Annotated in this window: 16 protein-coding genes; 8 read left to right on the top strand and 8 right to left on the bottom strand. The window is 54.4% G+C overall.

Annotated features, from left to right (window positions below):
* Nucleotides 1-112: hypothetical protein (locus F3J37_RS28300; protein ID WP_237449463.1), on the top strand; the 112-nt coding region annotated here is incomplete at its 5' end.
* Nucleotides 113-147: 35 nt separating this feature from the next.
* Here F3J37_RS28300 and F3J37_RS27205 read toward each other — a convergent pair.
* The 4 genes from F3J37_RS27205 to F3J37_RS27190 form a co-directional block, all read right to left on the bottom strand.
* Nucleotides 148-429, bottom strand: a complete 282-nt coding sequence (locus tag F3J37_RS27205; protein ID WP_038645632.1) for a putative periplasmic lipoprotein — start codon at nt 427-429, stop codon at nt 148-150.
* A gap of 255 nt (nt 430-684) precedes the next feature.
* The gene (locus F3J37_RS27200; protein WP_058959045.1) at nt 685-1,488 is read right to left on the bottom strand and encodes a hypothetical protein; all 804 of its coding nucleotides are present in this window, start codon (nt 1,486-1,488) and stop codon (nt 685-687) included.
* 9 nt (nt 1,489-1,497) lie between these two features.
* Complete coding sequence (locus F3J37_RS27195; RefSeq protein ID WP_166936730.1) at nt 1,498-1,950, bottom strand: universal stress protein; 453 nt, start codon at nt 1,948-1,950, stop codon at nt 1,498-1,500.
* Nucleotides 1,951-1,957: 7 nt separating this feature from the next.
* Nucleotides 1,958-2,743 carry an IclR family transcriptional regulator gene (locus F3J37_RS27190; protein WP_034825209.1) on the bottom strand — a complete coding sequence of 262 codons (786 nt, stop codon included), beginning with the start codon at nt 2,741-2,743 and terminating at the stop codon, nt 1,958-1,960.
* 150 nt (nt 2,744-2,893) lie between these two features.
* Here F3J37_RS27190 and F3J37_RS27185 point away from each other — a divergent pair, with 150 nt between their 5' ends.
* The 3 genes from F3J37_RS27185 to ypdK all read left to right on the top strand — a co-directional run bounded on the left by F3J37_RS27185 (nt 2,894) and on the right by ypdK (nt 5,806).
* Complete coding sequence (locus tag F3J37_RS27185; protein WP_034825211.1) at nt 2,894-4,495, top strand: MFS transporter; 1,602 nt, start codon at nt 2,894-2,896, stop codon at nt 4,493-4,495.
* Nucleotides 4,496-4,500: 5 nt separating this feature from the next.
* Nucleotides 4,501-5,529: an HlyD family secretion protein gene (locus F3J37_RS27180; RefSeq protein WP_058959049.1), complete on the top strand. Its 1,029-nt coding sequence runs from the start codon at nt 4,501-4,503 to the stop codon at nt 5,527-5,529.
* A 202-nt stretch (nt 5,530-5,731) separates the two neighbouring features.
* On the top strand, nt 5,732-5,806 hold the full coding sequence (ypdK, locus tag F3J37_RS28565) for a membrane protein YpdK (RefSeq protein WP_100701370.1): 75 nt from the start codon (nt 5,732-5,734) through the stop codon (nt 5,804-5,806).
* 40 nt (nt 5,807-5,846) lie between these two features.
* Here the strand turns inward: ypdK and alaC are convergent, their stop codons facing one another.
* Both alaC and F3J37_RS27165 read right to left on the bottom strand, forming a co-directional pair.
* A complete protein-coding gene (alaC, locus tag F3J37_RS27170) occupies nt 5,847-7,082 on the bottom strand; it encodes an alanine transaminase (RefSeq protein WP_038645618.1) in 1,236 nt (411 codons plus the stop codon).
* A 118-nt stretch (nt 7,083-7,200) separates the two neighbouring features.
* Complete coding sequence (locus F3J37_RS27165; RefSeq protein WP_166936728.1) at nt 7,201-7,725, bottom strand: GNAT family N-acetyltransferase; 525 nt, start codon at nt 7,723-7,725, stop codon at nt 7,201-7,203.
* Between the two features lie 786 nt (nt 7,726-8,511).
* Between F3J37_RS27165 and F3J37_RS27160 the strand changes: the two genes are divergently transcribed.
* Both F3J37_RS27160 and F3J37_RS27155 read left to right on the top strand, forming a co-directional pair.
* A complete protein-coding gene (locus F3J37_RS27160) occupies nt 8,512-10,203 on the top strand; it encodes a sensor histidine kinase (RefSeq protein WP_304622181.1) in 1,692 nt (563 codons plus the stop codon).
* Nucleotides 10,200-10,925 carry a LytR/AlgR family response regulator transcription factor gene (locus F3J37_RS27155; protein ID WP_166936727.1) on the top strand — a complete coding sequence of 242 codons (726 nt, stop codon included), beginning with the start codon at nt 10,200-10,202 and terminating at the stop codon, nt 10,923-10,925. Before F3J37_RS27160 ends, F3J37_RS27155 begins: the two co-directional genes overlap by 4 nt.
* Before the next feature lie 33 nt (nt 10,926-10,958).
* Here F3J37_RS27155 and glk read toward each other — a convergent pair whose 3' ends face one another.
* Nucleotides 10,959-11,924, bottom strand: coding sequence for a glucokinase (gene glk / locus F3J37_RS27150; RefSeq protein WP_166936725.1), 966 nt, complete (start codon nt 11,922-11,924; stop codon nt 10,959-10,961).
* 301 nt (nt 11,925-12,225) lie between these two features.
* Nucleotides 12,226-13,881 (bottom strand): alpha-keto acid decarboxylase family protein, encoded by a 1,656-nt coding sequence (locus F3J37_RS27145; protein WP_166936723.1) that lies wholly within the window; start codon nt 13,879-13,881, stop codon nt 12,226-12,228.
* Nucleotides 13,882-14,094: 213 nt separating this feature from the next.
* Between F3J37_RS27145 and mgrA the strand changes: the two genes are divergently transcribed.
* Nucleotides 14,095-15,087, top strand: coding sequence for an L-glyceraldehyde 3-phosphate reductase (gene mgrA, locus F3J37_RS27140; RefSeq protein WP_166936721.1), 993 nt, complete (start codon nt 14,095-14,097; stop codon nt 15,085-15,087).
* A gap of 159 nt (nt 15,088-15,246) precedes the next feature.
* Nucleotides 15,247-15,594: a DUF2502 domain-containing protein gene (locus F3J37_RS27135; RefSeq protein ID WP_166936719.1), complete on the top strand. Its 348-nt coding sequence runs from the start codon at nt 15,247-15,249 to the stop codon at nt 15,592-15,594.
* Nucleotides 15,595-15,746 lie beyond the last annotated feature (152 nt).

Genomic DNA, 15,746 nt, shown 5'->3' with positions numbered 1-15,746 from the left:
AGCAGAGATGGTCAGACTGCCGGGACGACGGGAGCGCTCGTTCCCAAGGGTGGTGAAAGAGAGACCCTATAAATATCCGACAGCAAGAAGAAAAAATGCCAGTCAGGCTTAACTGACTGGCATTAGGAATTTATCCCGCCCTTTCTTTTAGCTTTTTACCGCGTAATTACATTGATACCAGGCTTTCTTTAATCCGGGCAGATGGCTGTCCTGTGCCGGCAGCGATTCCACTTTATCAAATCCACGCTGGTTACAATAATTCGCCAGATCGACTTCCATCGCATCTTTATTCAACGTTTGCGGGTCATAACGATATTGCACGGTATTTGAGCTTTTATCTTCATCGACACGTTCAAATCCACCGGGTTTGCTGACACTACAACCGGCCAGCATAAAAAGCGCGAGCGCGCTAATAAGCATTTTTTTCATTAGGGTGTCCTCTTCCAGGCGAAGCAGTCTAAATGCCTATGCCGCACGCATCTATAGGAAACTGGCGCGAAATAGTCATTTTTAAAAAGTTTTTACCAATCAAATCAATAAAACCAAACGGTTTTTCATATCACTTAACCGATGCCATGATGCTTTCAGACAGCACGAAGTCTGCACCACACCAGGTGACACGAGAAAAAAAACGGAAAGTGACCTTTATGCCCGCGCTGAGCGGGCTTTTTTTTACGCGTAAACCTAACCGGTAAGGCTGACCATCTTACGCAAAAGGTTGGCGGACTGTTTGGCAGGCAATGCGAGAATGCCGCTGTAAAGATCAATCGACATGGCACACATGGCGCTGCGATCAACAGCAGTATCAGCAGGCATGTTGAGTTGCTGAAGTTTATCACCCCACTTGCCGTAAAGTTTCTCCACGACGCTCTGCAAATCACGTTGTGCGCCCTGCTGATCGATCGGTCGCTCTTCGCCTGTGCTGTTTTTCAGGAGCATATCTAAAGCCAGGGCATCTCGCTGGTACAACGTCGGTGACAGCGCTTGTTGCAAATTGATGCCGCCATTTACCTGCGGGTAAAGGAAGCGGAAGCAGCGTTGTGGCTCCGGCTGCTGCAGTGCCTGCATCTCCTGCACTGACACACGCAAATAATTGAGCAGCGTCTCGTCATCTGCACGCGCCATACGCTGATTAACCAGATCCATCAGCCATCCACGTAACTCGCCCAGCGCCTGGTCAGCAGGCACGCCTTCCATACGCTTGTGCAGTAACTCGCGATTAAGCATTTGCCACAGCGCCGGCTCCTGTGTTTTGAGCTGACGATAGCCGGGTGCGAGGCTTAACTGATTTGCCACCTCGCTTTCCAGCGCCTGTCGCTCCTGACGTGGATGTAACCAGCTAAACCACAGCATGTTCGCCAGGATTAACGGCAGTAAAAACAGCACTAACCCCTGCCATAAGCGGAGTGCCGTGGTGCGGATCAGAACGATGATAATCACCGCCAGCAGCGCAAACGCCGCCAGCGTGATAGGTAAGAGGGAAAACATGGAGCGTGATTAATCCTTGCGAACGTCAATCAGAACCGGGCAGTTGGCGCGCTCAATCACAGCCGCACTCACCGAACCTTTAAGTAAGCGATTAAAAGGAGAAAGATGACGGCGACCGATGATGATCATGCTGGCCTTCAGTGCATTGGACTGCGCCACAATGGTTTCCGCGGCTTCACCAGCCAGAATCAAACCTTTGGCAGCCACACCGGTACGCAGTAGCGGGGCCAGCGCGTGACGCACCACCATTTCAGCGGTATTTTGTTCATCTTTTGCCGCGACGAAATCATCCGGATCTTCGCCCGCATCGATTTCGATCGGCTGATTGCAGGAGGAATAAGCGGGATCGACACAGCACAACACCGTGACCTGCGCCTGTTGCGCCAGCGCCTGTTCAATGGTTAACGCGATGACTTTTTCTGCCACCGGTGAATTATCAATGGCCATCAGCAAGGTTTTCATCAGTTGGTTATCCTTCCACAGCGGTCATTTTGCCAATTTCGCGAATCAGCGCCTCTTTGCATTTCATGATTTCATCACGATAACGCGCTTCCTGTTTATGAAAACGCGCCGTCGGCACCAGCAGCGAAATGGAGAAGCGACCGAATAGCGTGTCAATCGCCACCGCCATGGTGGAAATTCCTTCCAGTGTTTCGCCACGATCAATGGCCAGACCGCTGTTACGCACCTCAGCAATCAGCTCCAGCAGTTGTGGCAAAGTTTTCACCGTCATTTCGGTCAACTCTTTATACGCTTCGCCGACCATCACGCGCACATCTTCATCACTTTCCAGTGCCAGCAGTGCACGACCGCCTGAAGTGCTGTAGAGCGGGAGATTCAAACCAATGCGTGGCACCACGCGCAATTCCCGGGATGCCACCACATAGTGAACAATCGCTAACTGCGTGCCACTGGCGCGTGCCAGCGAAACGGTTTCGTTGATGTCGGCGGAGAGTTGTTCCAGAAACGGACGGACGATTTCGACCACATCACTGTGCACGCTGGAGATCAGCTTGAGCAGTGCCGGTCCCAGACGAAGCCCGCCCGCCCCGCTGCTGCGCACCAGTTGCGCGCTATCCAGCGCGGCGATAATACGCTGCACCGTTGAACGTGGCAGATCGACCACCTGCGCAATTTCGCCCAGACTCATGCCGCCCGGATGTTCACCCAGCGCATTCAGAATTTTTGCCGCACGCGCGATGACCTGAATGCCACCCGCTTTTTCATCCTCACGGCTTGAGGGAAGTTCAACCATTGTGCGTTCCTTTTTGGCCTGCCCTACTTTAGCGCGAATGACCGCACTTTTACACCCTGTATCACATTGCAATACATCATACCGAGATGTAAGATGCGACATGTATCACATAGCAATACACTGCATCAATAATAAAACGAGACACCTGTTATGAACGCCCAGCCTGTTGCGGCTCCGGCTCCCCATCCGTTTACCCTGCGCCTGGCGCTGGGATTGGTTGGCGTGCTGATTGCTGCGCTCACCTCCGGATTAAATGACCGCGTGACGGATATTGCGTTGGCGGATATCCGTGCCGCCATCGGCATTAGCTACGATCAAGGCAGTTGGATCATTTCCGCTTATCAGGCGGCAGAAGTGGCCGCGATGATGATCGCGCCGTGGTTTGCCGTGACCTTTTCCCTGCGTCGTTTTGCTCTGGCGGTTTCCGCTGGCTTTATGCTGTGCGGTTTGCTGCTGCCTTTAATGCCGAACGCCACACTGTTTATTGCGCTGCGCGTGATTCAGGGTCTGTTTGGCGGTGCATTGCCACCGTTACTGATGACCGTGGCACTGCGTTTTCTGCCGCCGCCGATCAAACTTTATGGCCTTGGCGCCTACGCGCTAACCGCCACCTTTGGACCCAATCTCGCCGCCACGCTTGCCGCTTTCTGGACCGATGAAGTGAGCTGGATGTTCGTGTTTTGGCAAGTTATCCCGTCAATGCTGATCGCCATGCTGTTGATTGGCTGGGGCTTACCTCAAGACCCGCTGCGCTTCGAGCGTTTTAAGCAGATAGACCTGTTCGGCATGCTGACCGGTTGCTCAGGCATGGCGCTGCTGATTCTGGCGCTGACGCAAGGGGAACGCCTTGACTGGCTCAGTTCACCGCTGTTTGCGGCGCTATTATTGAGCGCGCTGGCATTGCTGACTGTGTTCTTTATTAATGAATGGTTTCACCCGTTGCCGCTGTTCAAATTGCAGATGCTGCGCCGTCACAATCTCGCACACGGTTTGCTGGCGCTGGCGGGCGTGTTGATTCTGTCGCTTTCCGGATCCGCGCTGCCCTCCGCCTATCTTGGCCAGGTAGAAGGTTTTCGCACACTGCAATTCGCGCCGCTGGCGTTAACCATCGGCTTGCCGCAATTACTGATCGCCCCACTGGTGGCAGCACTGCTCAATATCCGCTGGATTGATTGCCGCTGGATGCTGACTGCTGGCGTGACGCTGCTGGTGATCTCCTGCCTGATGGGCATGAACATTACCAGTGACTGGGCGCGACAGAATTTCTGGGTCATCCAAATTTTGCAGGCTTTCGGTCAACCGATGGTGATTCTGCCGGTGTTGATGAGCGCCACCAGCGTGGTTGCGCCACCGGAAGGCCCATTTGCCTCCGCGATGTTCAATACGGTGCGCGGTTTCTCCAGCATTGCCGCCAGCACCCTGGTGGAATGGTTTATCAGCCACCGGGAACAGTTTCACTCCAGCGTGCTGGTGGGCAATGCCGCCAGTCGCCCCTGGCTGATGACCGCGCCCAGCAGCGCCCAATCCAGCAGCAGCTTTCCTTTATTACCGGATGGCAGCGCCAGTAGCGCAGAGAACCTGAGCGGTTTCGCGACACTGCTGAAGCATCAGGCGATGGTGCTCAGCCTGAGTGACTGCTACCAAATGCTGATTGGTTTCGCCGCCCTGCTTTTACTACTGACTGCCTGGTTGCCAAAACGTGTCTGGCCGCCACAAACCCTGATTCAACCTGTTACGACGACGTCGAGATAACTGATATGCAAGCTTTTGCCTTGAAAAGAACGGTGCTGTTGAGTGCCCTATTAATCGTGTTGCTGGCCATGGCCTTTTTTGTCTGGTCATCAATGACCGGCAACGATCATCGCACTGATGATGCCTATGTAAATGCGGATTACACCCTGGTGGCGCCGAAAGTGTCCGGCTATATCGCCAGTGTGAATGTGCAGGATAACCAGCGAGTGAAAGCGGGTGAACTGCTAGCCACGCTTGACGATCGCGATTACCGCGTGGCGCTGGAAACGGCGCAGGCGAATTTGCAGGTCAGCGATGCCAAACGCCTGAGCAGCCAGGCTCAACTGGAGCAGCAGCAATCAACCATTGATGAAGCCAAAGCGACCCTGGCGGCGAGCCAGGCGTCTGCGCAATACGCAGGACAGAGTGCGGCGCGTTATAACCAGCTGTATAAAAGCGGCACCATTGCCGCAGATGAGCAGCAGAAAGCCAGTTCAACCCAACGTTCAGCGTCTGCTGCTGTGCGGCAGAGTGAAGCTGCACTGGCTGCATCGATGAAACAGGTTGGCGTGTTACAAGCGGCCGTGCGTCAGGCAGAGGCCGATGTGACAGCAGCGCAGGCCAGCGTGGATCAGGCGAAGCTGAATCTATCTTATACGCGGATTGTGGCACCGGTAGACGGTATGGTGGGTCAGCGTTCGGTGCGATTGGGCGCTTACGTTAGCGCCGGAACGCGTTTGCTGGCGGTGGTGCCCTTGCAGCAAACCTATATCACCGCCAACTATCTTGAAACTCAGCTGGCCGATGTGCAGCCGGGACAGAGAGCGGTGGTGAGAGTCGATGCGCTGCCTGGCAAGACCTTTACCGGTCATGTTGACAGCATTGCACCGGCGACGGGCGCGACCTTCTCCGCCATTTCACCGGACAATGCCACCGGTAATTACACCAAGGTGGTGCAGCGTTTACCGGTGAAAATTGTGCTGGATGCCAACCAACCCGATTTGGCACAACTGCGTGTGGGCATGTCCGCGATACCGGAAATTGACGCCCGATGAAAATGTGAGCAATCTCTCAGAACTGGCCTATTTATTTTCGGATCGATTGCGCGTAAATTAGCGCTCGATCCTGTTCTGAGTTCGCTTGGAACCACCTGAGAAGAAAGCGTGCAGCGGTTATGAACTTCACCTTTCTCTTATTCTGTTCGGGTTACGCTGGAGTGGGATCACCAGCATGGTAATCGCTCAGAGGAGTCGTTTTGTGAGATATGCTTTGATGGGAGTTTCTTTCTTCCTGTTAATCTGGGTAGGCACCTTCGTGCTGATGCTCAAATAAATCCTGCCAGGCGGGGCGACCAAAGTCGCCCTTCTTAGTTTTACTCTTCTTCTTCCAGCGCTTTTACCGTTCCCGGCAATATACCATCCGCACGGAACATGGCTTTGATGCCACGTACCGCCTGACGAATACGATCGCTGTTTTCAATCAGAGCAAATCGCACATGGGTATCACCGTAGTCACCAAAGCCGATGCCCGGTGAGACGCACACTTTGGCTTCCTGCAGCAGCAGTTTAGCGAACTCCAGCGAACCGAGATGCGCATAGTGATCGGGAATTTTCGCCCAGACATACATTGAGGCTTTTGGCAGATCGACCATCCAGCCCGCTTCATGCAGCCCTTTCACCAGCACATCGCGACGGCGTTTATACTGCTCGGCGATATCACGCACGCATTGCTGATCGCCTTCGAGTGCGGCAATCGCCGCGACCTGCAGCGGGGTGAAGGTGCCGTAATCGTGGTAGCTTTTGATACGCGCCAGCGCGGATACCAATTCTTTGTTACCCACCATAAAGCCGATACGCCAGCCTGCCATGTTGTAGCTTTTCGACAGGGTGAAGAATTCCACCGCTACGTCGCGCGCCCCCGGCACCTGCATAATCGACGGCGCTTTCCAGCCATCATAGGTGATGTCGGCGTAAGCCAGATCGTGGATGACCAGCACGTTGTACTGTTTCGCCAGCGCAATTACACGTTCGAAGAAGTCGAGTTCGACGCACTGTGAAGTGGGATTCGAAGGGAAGCCGAGGATCATCATCTTCGGTTTCGGATAACTTTCGCGGATGGCGCGTTCAAGCTCGTTGAAGAAGTCAACGCCTGCCACCAAGGGGACGGAACGCACTTGCGCACCGGCGATCACCGCGCCGTAGATGTGAATCGGGTAGCTCGGATTGGGCACCAGGACGGTGTCGCCATGGTCGAGCGTCGCCAGCATCAGGTGCGCCAGCCCTTCTTTGGAACCGATGGTGACAATGGCTTCTGATTCGGGATCGATCTCCACCTGATAGCGATCTGCGTACCAGCGCGAGATGGCGCGACGCAGGCGAGGAATACCTTTCGAGGTGGAGTAACCGTGCGTGTCTTCGCGCTGCGCTACCTGACAGAGTTTTTCCACGATGTGTGGCGGCGTGGGTCCATCCGGGTTCCCCATTGAGAAATCGATGATGTCTTCGCCGCGCCGACGCGCAGCCATCTTCAATTCAGCGGTGATGTTAAATACATACGGGGGAAGGCGTTCAATACGCGAGAAACGACGGGGTGTGCTGTTATCAGCCATGATGTCCTCTGGTTTACGTAGGCGCCCGGACCGTCCGAGCGACGCTGGTCACTGCGGTGACCGAGGTAAGAACATAACGCGCTGATAACAGAATTGTCGAGAGCAACAGAATATTTTTTTAATGTTGCGGATTCAGGCGACCCAGCACCCAATCGTTTACCCATTGGTCGTTTAGCAGATAATTATCCCGAAGGGTGCCCTCAAGTGTGAAACCATTCTTTTCCAGAATGCGTCGGGACGGCCAATTCCCCTCTATGACCAGCGCTTTGAGTTTATGAAATTCTGCCTGTAGCAAGAAGTCGCACAGTGCCTTGAGCGCTTCACTGCCATAGCCGTTTCCGGTGAAGCGATGGCAGAGCATGTAGCCGACCTCAGCTTGCCGATAAGGCTGCCATTCGGCACTGCATCCAAACAGGCCGATCGGTTCATTGGTTTCGCGCAGGCGTGCCACCAGGCACAGCATGTGGAAGCTGGTGACTTGCCAGGGCGCGAGGCGTTCGGTGAAGCGCTGCCGTATGTCGTTTTCGTCAGGGATTTCACTGACCCAGGTCATGGTGTCGGGATCTTCGTGTACGACTTTGAAGATTTGCCAGTCTTCGGGTTGTAAGCGTGTCAGGGACAAGCGAGGGGTAAGAAGTTGCATTGCTGCGCTCCGCGAAATAACTCATGGCAACATAGCAAACCGCGTGATTTACAACCAGCGTTCTGCGTAGGGATAACTAATCCTCTTTTTGTTACTCAAGTTTTCCTCTTTTTGGGGAGTGTGGGGGATTTTAGGAGTTGGGAGTTGGGAGTTGGGAGTTGAGTTTATAGTCGCTGTTGGTTGGGTGCCAGGCCAGAACGGGCCAGCCCGATCGCAAAGACAACACGCATCCCTGCAGATCGGCTGGGCCATCCATGGCCCAGACGCTTTGCTCTTCGGGCTGGCCCGTTCTGGCCTTGAGCTGAATGCGTTGCTGTTTGAAAAACCGTACAGAGCTTTCTGGAGAAATTGATAGGCCATTGGAGGCTCTTTGATCTTCGGGCTTACCCGCTCAGGCCTTGAGCTGAATGCGTTGCTGTTTGAAAAACCGTACAGAGCTTTCTGGAGAAATTGGTAGGCCATTAGAGGCTCTTGGATCTTCGGGCTGGCCCGTTCTGGCCTTGAGCTGGATGCGTTGCTGTTTGAAAAACCGTACAGAGCTTTCTGGAGAAATTGGTAGGCCATTGGAGGCTCTTTGATCTTTGGGCTTGCCCTTTCTGGCCTTGAGCTAATGCGTTGCTGTTTTTAAAACCGCGTGGAGGATGCTGGAGAATTTGGCAGGAAAATTGATCTAAACCATGAGAAGCGTTTTGCGGGTGTCGCGGCGCTGGCAGATCTTGATCACATTTTTTATCATACCCTCACCCTGGTTCACTCCGAGAGATGCCCTTGCCTTCCCACTTCGACATGCTGCTGGCGGTATTTGACCGCGCTGCGCTGATGCTGATTTGTCTGTTCTTCCTTACCCGCACGCGGGTATTCCGTCAGCTGCTGCAGAAAGATGAGCATTCGATCAAAGAGAAAGTGGTGGTGACGGCGATTTTCTCGCTGTTTGCGTTGTTCAGTACCTGGTCGGGCATTAACGTCGATGGCTCGCTGCTCAACGTGCGTGTGATTGCGGTGATGTCCGGCGGCATTCTGTTTGGCCCGTGGGTTGGTATAGCCACCGGGGTGATCGCGGGCATCCATCGTTATCTGATCGATATGGATGGCGTCACGGCCGTGCCTTGCCTGATTACCAGCATCGTTGCCGGTGTCGCTTCTGGGTTTATCAATCGTCGCGTGAGCAAAGAGCAGCGCTGGCGCGCCGGTATTCTTGGCGGCATGCTGTGCGAAACCCTCACCATGTTGCTGATTGTGCTGTGGGCTCGACCGATGGCGCTGGGCTTTTCGATTGTTTCTGAGATCGCGTTACCGATGATTCTCGGCGCATCGAGCATTGGCTTGATTGTACTGTTAGTGCAAAGCGTGGAAGGTGAAAAAGAAGCGATAGCAGCGCGCCAGGCCAAGCTGGCACTGGAGATAGCCAATAAAACGTTGCCGCTGTTTCGTCAGGTGAATAGCCAATCGTTGCGTCAGGTGTGCGATATCATTCGCAGCGATATTCATGCCGATGCCGTGGCCATCACCAATACCCAACAGATTCTTGCCTACGTCGGTTACGGTGAGCATAACTATCACAACGGGGATGATGGCATCAGCCCTACCACGGCGCAGTCGATTGCGAGCGGCAAAATCATCATCAAGAATAATGATGAGGCGCATCGCACCAAAGATATTCACTCGATGCTGGTTATTCCCCTTTGGGAAAAAGGGGAAGTCACAGGCACGCTAAAAATCTATTATCGCCGTGCACATCGCATTACCGGATCGCTAAAAGAGATGGCCATTGGTTTGTCGCAAATTATCTCCACCCAGCTGGAGGTATCGCGCGCGGAGCAGCTACGTGAGATGGCGAACAAAGCGGAACTACGCGCGTTGCAGAGCAAAATTAACCCGCACTTCCTGTTTAACGCGCTGAATGCTATCTCCTCTTCCATTCGTCTCAATCCAGATACGGCACGTCAGTTGGTGATCAATCTGTCGCGCTATTTGCGTTACAACCTTGAGCTGAACGATGACGAGCTGATCGATATTAAAAAAGAGTTGTGGCAGGTGAAGGATTACATCGCGATTGAACAGGCGCGCTTTGGCGATAAGCTGTCGATGATTTATGACATTGATGAAGATCTGCACTTCACGCTGCCCAGTTTGCTGATTCAGCCTCTGGTGGAAAATGCCATTGTGCACGGGATTCAGCCCTGCCGTGGCAAAGGGGTGGTGACCTTGAGTGTGAAAGACCTCGGTGATTATGTGCGCGTTGCGGTGCGCGATACGGGCGCGGGTATCAGTGAAGAGGTGATTGGCCGGGTGGCACGCGATGAGATGCCGGGTAACAAAATCGGGCTGCTTAATGTGCATCATCGGGTGAAGCTGCTTTCTGGCCGGGGTCTGAGCATCACGCGTCATCATCCGGGAACGGAAATCGCCTTCACTCTGAGCAAAAACGGTCAGCGTCTGGCTGCACCGTTGAGCCATATCACGGAACCCAGCGCGTGAAAGCCATTATCGTCGAAGACGAGTTCCTTGCTCAGCAAGAGTTGAGCTGGATGATCCAGCAGCACAGTCAGATCACTATCGAAGCCTGTTTTGATGATGGGCTGGAAGTGCTGAAGTATCTGCAAAACCATCGCGTCGATGTCATTTTCCTCGACATCAACATTCCTTCGCTGGATGGCATGCTGCTGGCCCAAAACATTAGCCAATTTGCGCATAAGCCGTTGATAGTGTTTATCACCGCATGGAAAGAGCATGCGGTGGATGCGTTTGAGCTGGATGCGTTTGACTACATCCTTAAGCCCTATCATGAGTCGCGTATTATCACCATGCTGAACAAGCTGGAGGCCAGTGCACAGCAGCACCTCGCACAGCCATCCACTCAGCAAAGCGCGCCGCAAACCGTTAATCTGGTGAAAGATGAGCGCATTATCGTGACAGATATCAACGATATCTATTATGTTGAAGCGCACGAAAAACTGACGTTTGTTTATACCCGCCGCGAAGCGTACGTGATGTCGATGGCGATCAGTGAATTTTGCAGTCGCCTGCCGGAACCGCTCTTTTTCCGCTGTCATCGATCGTACTGCGTCAACCTCAGCAAAATCCGCGAGATCGAGCCGTGGTTTAACAATACCTATCTGGTGAAGTTACGCGATCTGGATGCGCAAGTGCCGGTGAGCCGCAGCAAGGTGAAGGCGTTTCGCCAGTTGATGAGGTTGTAAAGCGAGCAGCAGGACGCTGCTCGCCGGAACAGATTACAGCACGCGACCCAGCGTTTGGCGCAAATGTGCACCCGCGCCCAGCAGGCCTGGCTGATCGTGGGTGATCATATACACCGGGATATCGACCAGATAATCACGGAAGCGGCCTTTGTCTTCAAACGCGGCGCGGAAGCCGGAGGCTTTGAAGAAGTCGAGGAAGCGCGGCACAATTCCCCCCGCAATGTACACGCCACCAAAGGTGCCGAGATTGAGTGCCAGGTTGCCACCGAAACGCCCCATGATCACGCAAAACAGCGACAGCGCCCGACGACAATCAATGCAGCTATCTTGTAATGCACGCTCGGTGACATCTTTCGGCTTGAGGTTTTCAGGCTCACGGCTATCAGATTTGACGATGGCGCGATAGAGATTCACCAGACCGGAGCCTGACAGCACGCGCTCCGCCGACACGTGACCCAGTTCCGCACGCAGCACTTCGAGAATTTCACCCTCTTCTTCGCTGTTCGGGGCGAAGTCAACGTGACCGCCCTCGCCCGGCAGGCTGATCCAGCGCTTATCCACGTGCACCAGATGGCTCACGCCCAATCCGGTGCCGGCACCGTAAATGGCAATCGGCTTGCCTTCTACCGGCGCTTTGCCGCCAAACTGAATCACTTGATCGTCGGTCAGCATCGGGATGGCCATCGACACGGCGGTGAAATCATTGATGATTTCCAGGCTGTCGAATGCCAGGTGTTCTTTCATCTCGCGCGTTGAGAATGCCCAATCGTGATTGGTCATCTCGACCCAATCGCCGGTGATTGGACAGGCAATTGCGATACAGGCATGCTTAATGTCCAGCTTTTGTTCGTCGAGATAAGCACGAATCACCGCTTCGAGATTGTCGTAGTCTGATGTTGAGAATGTTTTGGCCTGGGAGATGGCACCGGTTTCCACCTCACACAGGGCGAGACGGGCGTTGGTACCGCCCACATCGCCGACCAGGGCGTATTTTGTCATTCTTCTGCTGCTCCGCTTGGGTCATAAACAATTGCAGGACACTATATAAGAGCCTGCCAATAAAACAATAACGCCCACCAGCACGATGGGCGTAAACACTTCGGGTGCGTGCCACAGCCTGACAATCAGCGGCTTCACTGTATAGAGGCAACTTTCCGAAACTGCGGGCTTATCACGTCAGGCGTTATCGACGCAGCCTCACAGAAAACGGACGATGCGGAGAAACCGAAGCGTAACGAGTGTACGTGAGGATTTCAGGCACCGCCTGGTCTAAAACGACAAAGCCTAAGCCGGATAGTGGCTAGCCGCCGTTACGCTGGTGCAGAGCTGCAGTGACTTTACGCAACAGCGGCGGCAGATCTTGTTTTTCCATCACCACTTCCACCAGCGTCAGGCGACGCTGACGCATTAATTGCTCCATCACCGCCGTTAACTGCACCGTTTCGCTCACTCGCCAGCTTTGTGCCGCACACTCTACGCTCATCGCATGTGGCAGCGCAGTCCAGTTCCATTGTGCGATGTCGTTGTAACGCTGTTCAGCGCCGTGAATCGCCCGCTCAACCGTGTAACCGTCGTTATTGATCAGGAAAATAATCGGCTGTTGCCCGTCACGCTGCATGGAACCCAGCTCCTGGATCGTCAGCTGCGCTGAACCGTCACCGATAATCAAAATAACGCGTCGGTCAGGTTGTGCCGTTTGTGCACCAAAGGTCGCCGGTAGAGTATAGCCAATCGAGCCCCATAGCGGTTGCACCAGCAATTCTGCGCCCGGTGGTAAACGCAGCGCGGCTGCACCAAAGGCGGCCGTGCCCTGATCGGCCAGGATGATATCACCCGGCAGCAGGAAGCGCTGCATCGCCTGCCAGAATGCGCGCTGACTGATTACCGCATCATCGTTTTGCTCAATTTCTTCGCAAGATGCAGTGTCGGCCAGTGCCCAATGTACGCAGTGGCGTTGATAAACGGGCAATAATGCGGCGAGGGCTTGCGCCATGCTAAGCGGCGCAAAGCATTCTCCGCCCACCGTGGCGTGAAACGGTTGCAGGTCGATAACGCGCTCTGCGGGTAACTGCTGGGTGAAACCGGCTGTCAGGGTATCGGTAAACCGCACGCCGACGCACAGCGTGACATCCGTCCCTTCAATGGCCCGGCGCACCGCATCGCTGCTGCCTTCGGCAGCGTAGGTACCCACATAGCCGGGCTGCTGTTCATCGAGCACGCCTTTGCCCATCAGTAATGTAGCGGCGGGAATGGCGCGTAGTTGGCGGAGTGCAAACAGCGGTGATTGCAATTGCCAACGCGAAGCGAGGAAATCGGCCAGTAACGCCACGCGCTGTGCAGGAGCCAGTAAGCGTTTAGCGGCGGCAGCAAAAGCTGTCGCAACGGCGGTGTCCTGATGGACAGGCGCAACGGGCTGAGGATCAGGCACCGTAATCTCCGTCGCCGCGACATCCACCGCCAGCAGCAGATAGCCGGGCCGGTGCTGGTTAAGCGCTTCCGATATCACACGGTCAATTTCTTCAACCGCATTATCCGCAGTCAGCACCGCGCTGGCGGTACTTACCTCTTGTGCCATGCGCAGGAAATGATGGAAGTCGCCATCCCCCAGTGAATGATGTACACAGTCACCTTGCTGCTGCGCACGACTGGCTGGCGCGCCAACAATATGAATCACCGGGACATATTCGGCATAGCTGCCCGCAATCCCATTAATCGCACTCAGTTCACCCACGCCAAACGTGGTGAGTAGTGCAGCAGCACCGTTGCAACGACCGTAGCCATCCGCCGCGTAGGCGGCATTGAGTTCATTGGCGCAGCCAACCCACGCAATTTCGGGGTGGGCGATAACGCTGTCGAGAAATTGCAGATTGTAATCACCCGGCACACCGAACAGATGACGGATGCCAGCTTGCTGTAAACGGTGCAGTAAATAGTCGCCAACGTTGAGGGTTTTCATCGACAGCTCCTTCTTAAGGGGATGATCGAAGTATCAGCGATGTGGCTGAATTGGCGAGATTATCACCATCAGCGCATGGTGATTTGTGGCAAGCAATCGTTACGACGACAGAAAATTCTGTAAGTTGCGATCTTCGGCGCGTTTCGGCTTAGTGTAAACGCATACACTGCTATGCTGATGTCACTTTCTCCCTTTTTGAGACAGGAACGCTGCATGTCTGTATTTCCTCATCCCGACCGCTATCAACAGATGCAATATCGTCGCAGTGGCCGTACTGGCCTGAAATTACCGGCCATTTCGCTGGGTTTATGGCACAACTTTGGCGACAGCACGCGCGTCGATAATAGCCGTGAACTCCTGCGCCACGCCTTTGACCGTGGCATCACGCACTTCGACCTTGCCAACAACTACGGCCCCCCGCCGGGTTCTGCGGAGTCCAATTTTGGTCGCATTCTGCGCGAAGATTTTGCCGGGCTGCGCGATGAGCTGGTGATCTCCACCAAAGCCGGATACACCATGTGGGACGGCCCTTACGGCGACTGGGGTTCGCGCAAGTATCTGATTTCAAGTCTGGATCAGAGCCTGAAACGCATGGGGCTGGAGTATGTCGATATCTTTTATCATCACCGTCCCGATCCGGAAACGCCGCTGGAAGAGACCATGCGCGCGCTCGATCAGGTGGTGCGTCAGGGCAAAGCGCTGTATGCCGCCATTTCCAATTACCCGGCAGATAAAGCAACCGAAGCGATTGCCATTCTGCGCGATCTGGGCACGCCTTGCCTGATTCATCAGCCGAAATACTCCATGTTCGAACGTGCACCGGAAGAGCAAGGTCTACTGGATGTGCTGGGTGATAATGGCGTCGGCTGCATCGCCTTCTCTCCGCTAGCGGGTGGTGTGCTGACCGATCGCTATCTGCAAGGCATCCCTGAGGATTCCCGTGCCGCCAGCGGCAGTAAATTCCTTAATGAGAGCCAGTTGACGCAAGAGAAGATGGAAAAAGTGCGTAAACTGCAGGCGATCGCCCAGCAGCGTGGACAGAAGCTGGCGCAAATGGCGCTGAGCTGGGTGCTGCGTGATGCACGCGTGACGTCGGTGCTGATTGGTGCAAGTAAAACTGCGCAAATTGATGATGCCGTTGAGATGCTAAGCCAGCCCGAGCTGACATCTGAAGAGATCGAAGCGATTCATAACATATTAGTGTAAACGCTTACCTACCCGGCTCAGGCCGGGTATTTTCCGCAGCAGAAAATTCTCAATTCAGATTTCCCGCAACGTTTTCAGACTCACTCTCAAGGCAACACTGGACCGATGTGGCACACTAGCGCAACGGTGGCAGTGATAAGCCACTGAAAAGGAGAAGTTATGAAACGTGCAATTTTGTTTGCCGCCTTGCTGGCAACACTTTCACCCCTGGCAATGCACACAGCAGAAGCCAACAGTGCCACCCTGACGCTGGCTCCGGGTGTCACGCTGCATCTCGGCGATCGCGACCGTCGAGGTTACTATTGGGATGGTGGCCGCTGGCGTGAGCCGCGTTGGTGGAATGATCGTTATCGCTACAGCGATCACCGCTGGTGGCGTCATGAAGAGTGGCGTCGCCATCAGGCTTACAAACGTGAGCGTGAACGCCGCTGGCATGAGCGGGAACGCCGTGAGCATTGGCGCCATGACCATCGTCATGATGACAGGCATGATCACCACCACCATTAATACAAAAATCCCGGCCTGATAGCCGTAATGCCGATCAGTTAAGGATCAGTTGAACGATCCAGTGGCTGTGTAAGAATCCGGAAACGCTTCGTTTCCGGATTTTTTTATGCAGCTCAGTCAGGCCCTTGATATCGTCTCTCGTTACGATTCTC

This window comes from Candidatus Pantoea communis (genome assembly GCF_011752685.1).
Lineage (GTDB): Bacteria > Pseudomonadota > Gammaproteobacteria > Enterobacterales > Enterobacteriaceae > Pantoea > Pantoea communis.
This window is presented reverse-complemented; position numbering and strand designations above follow the sequence as displayed.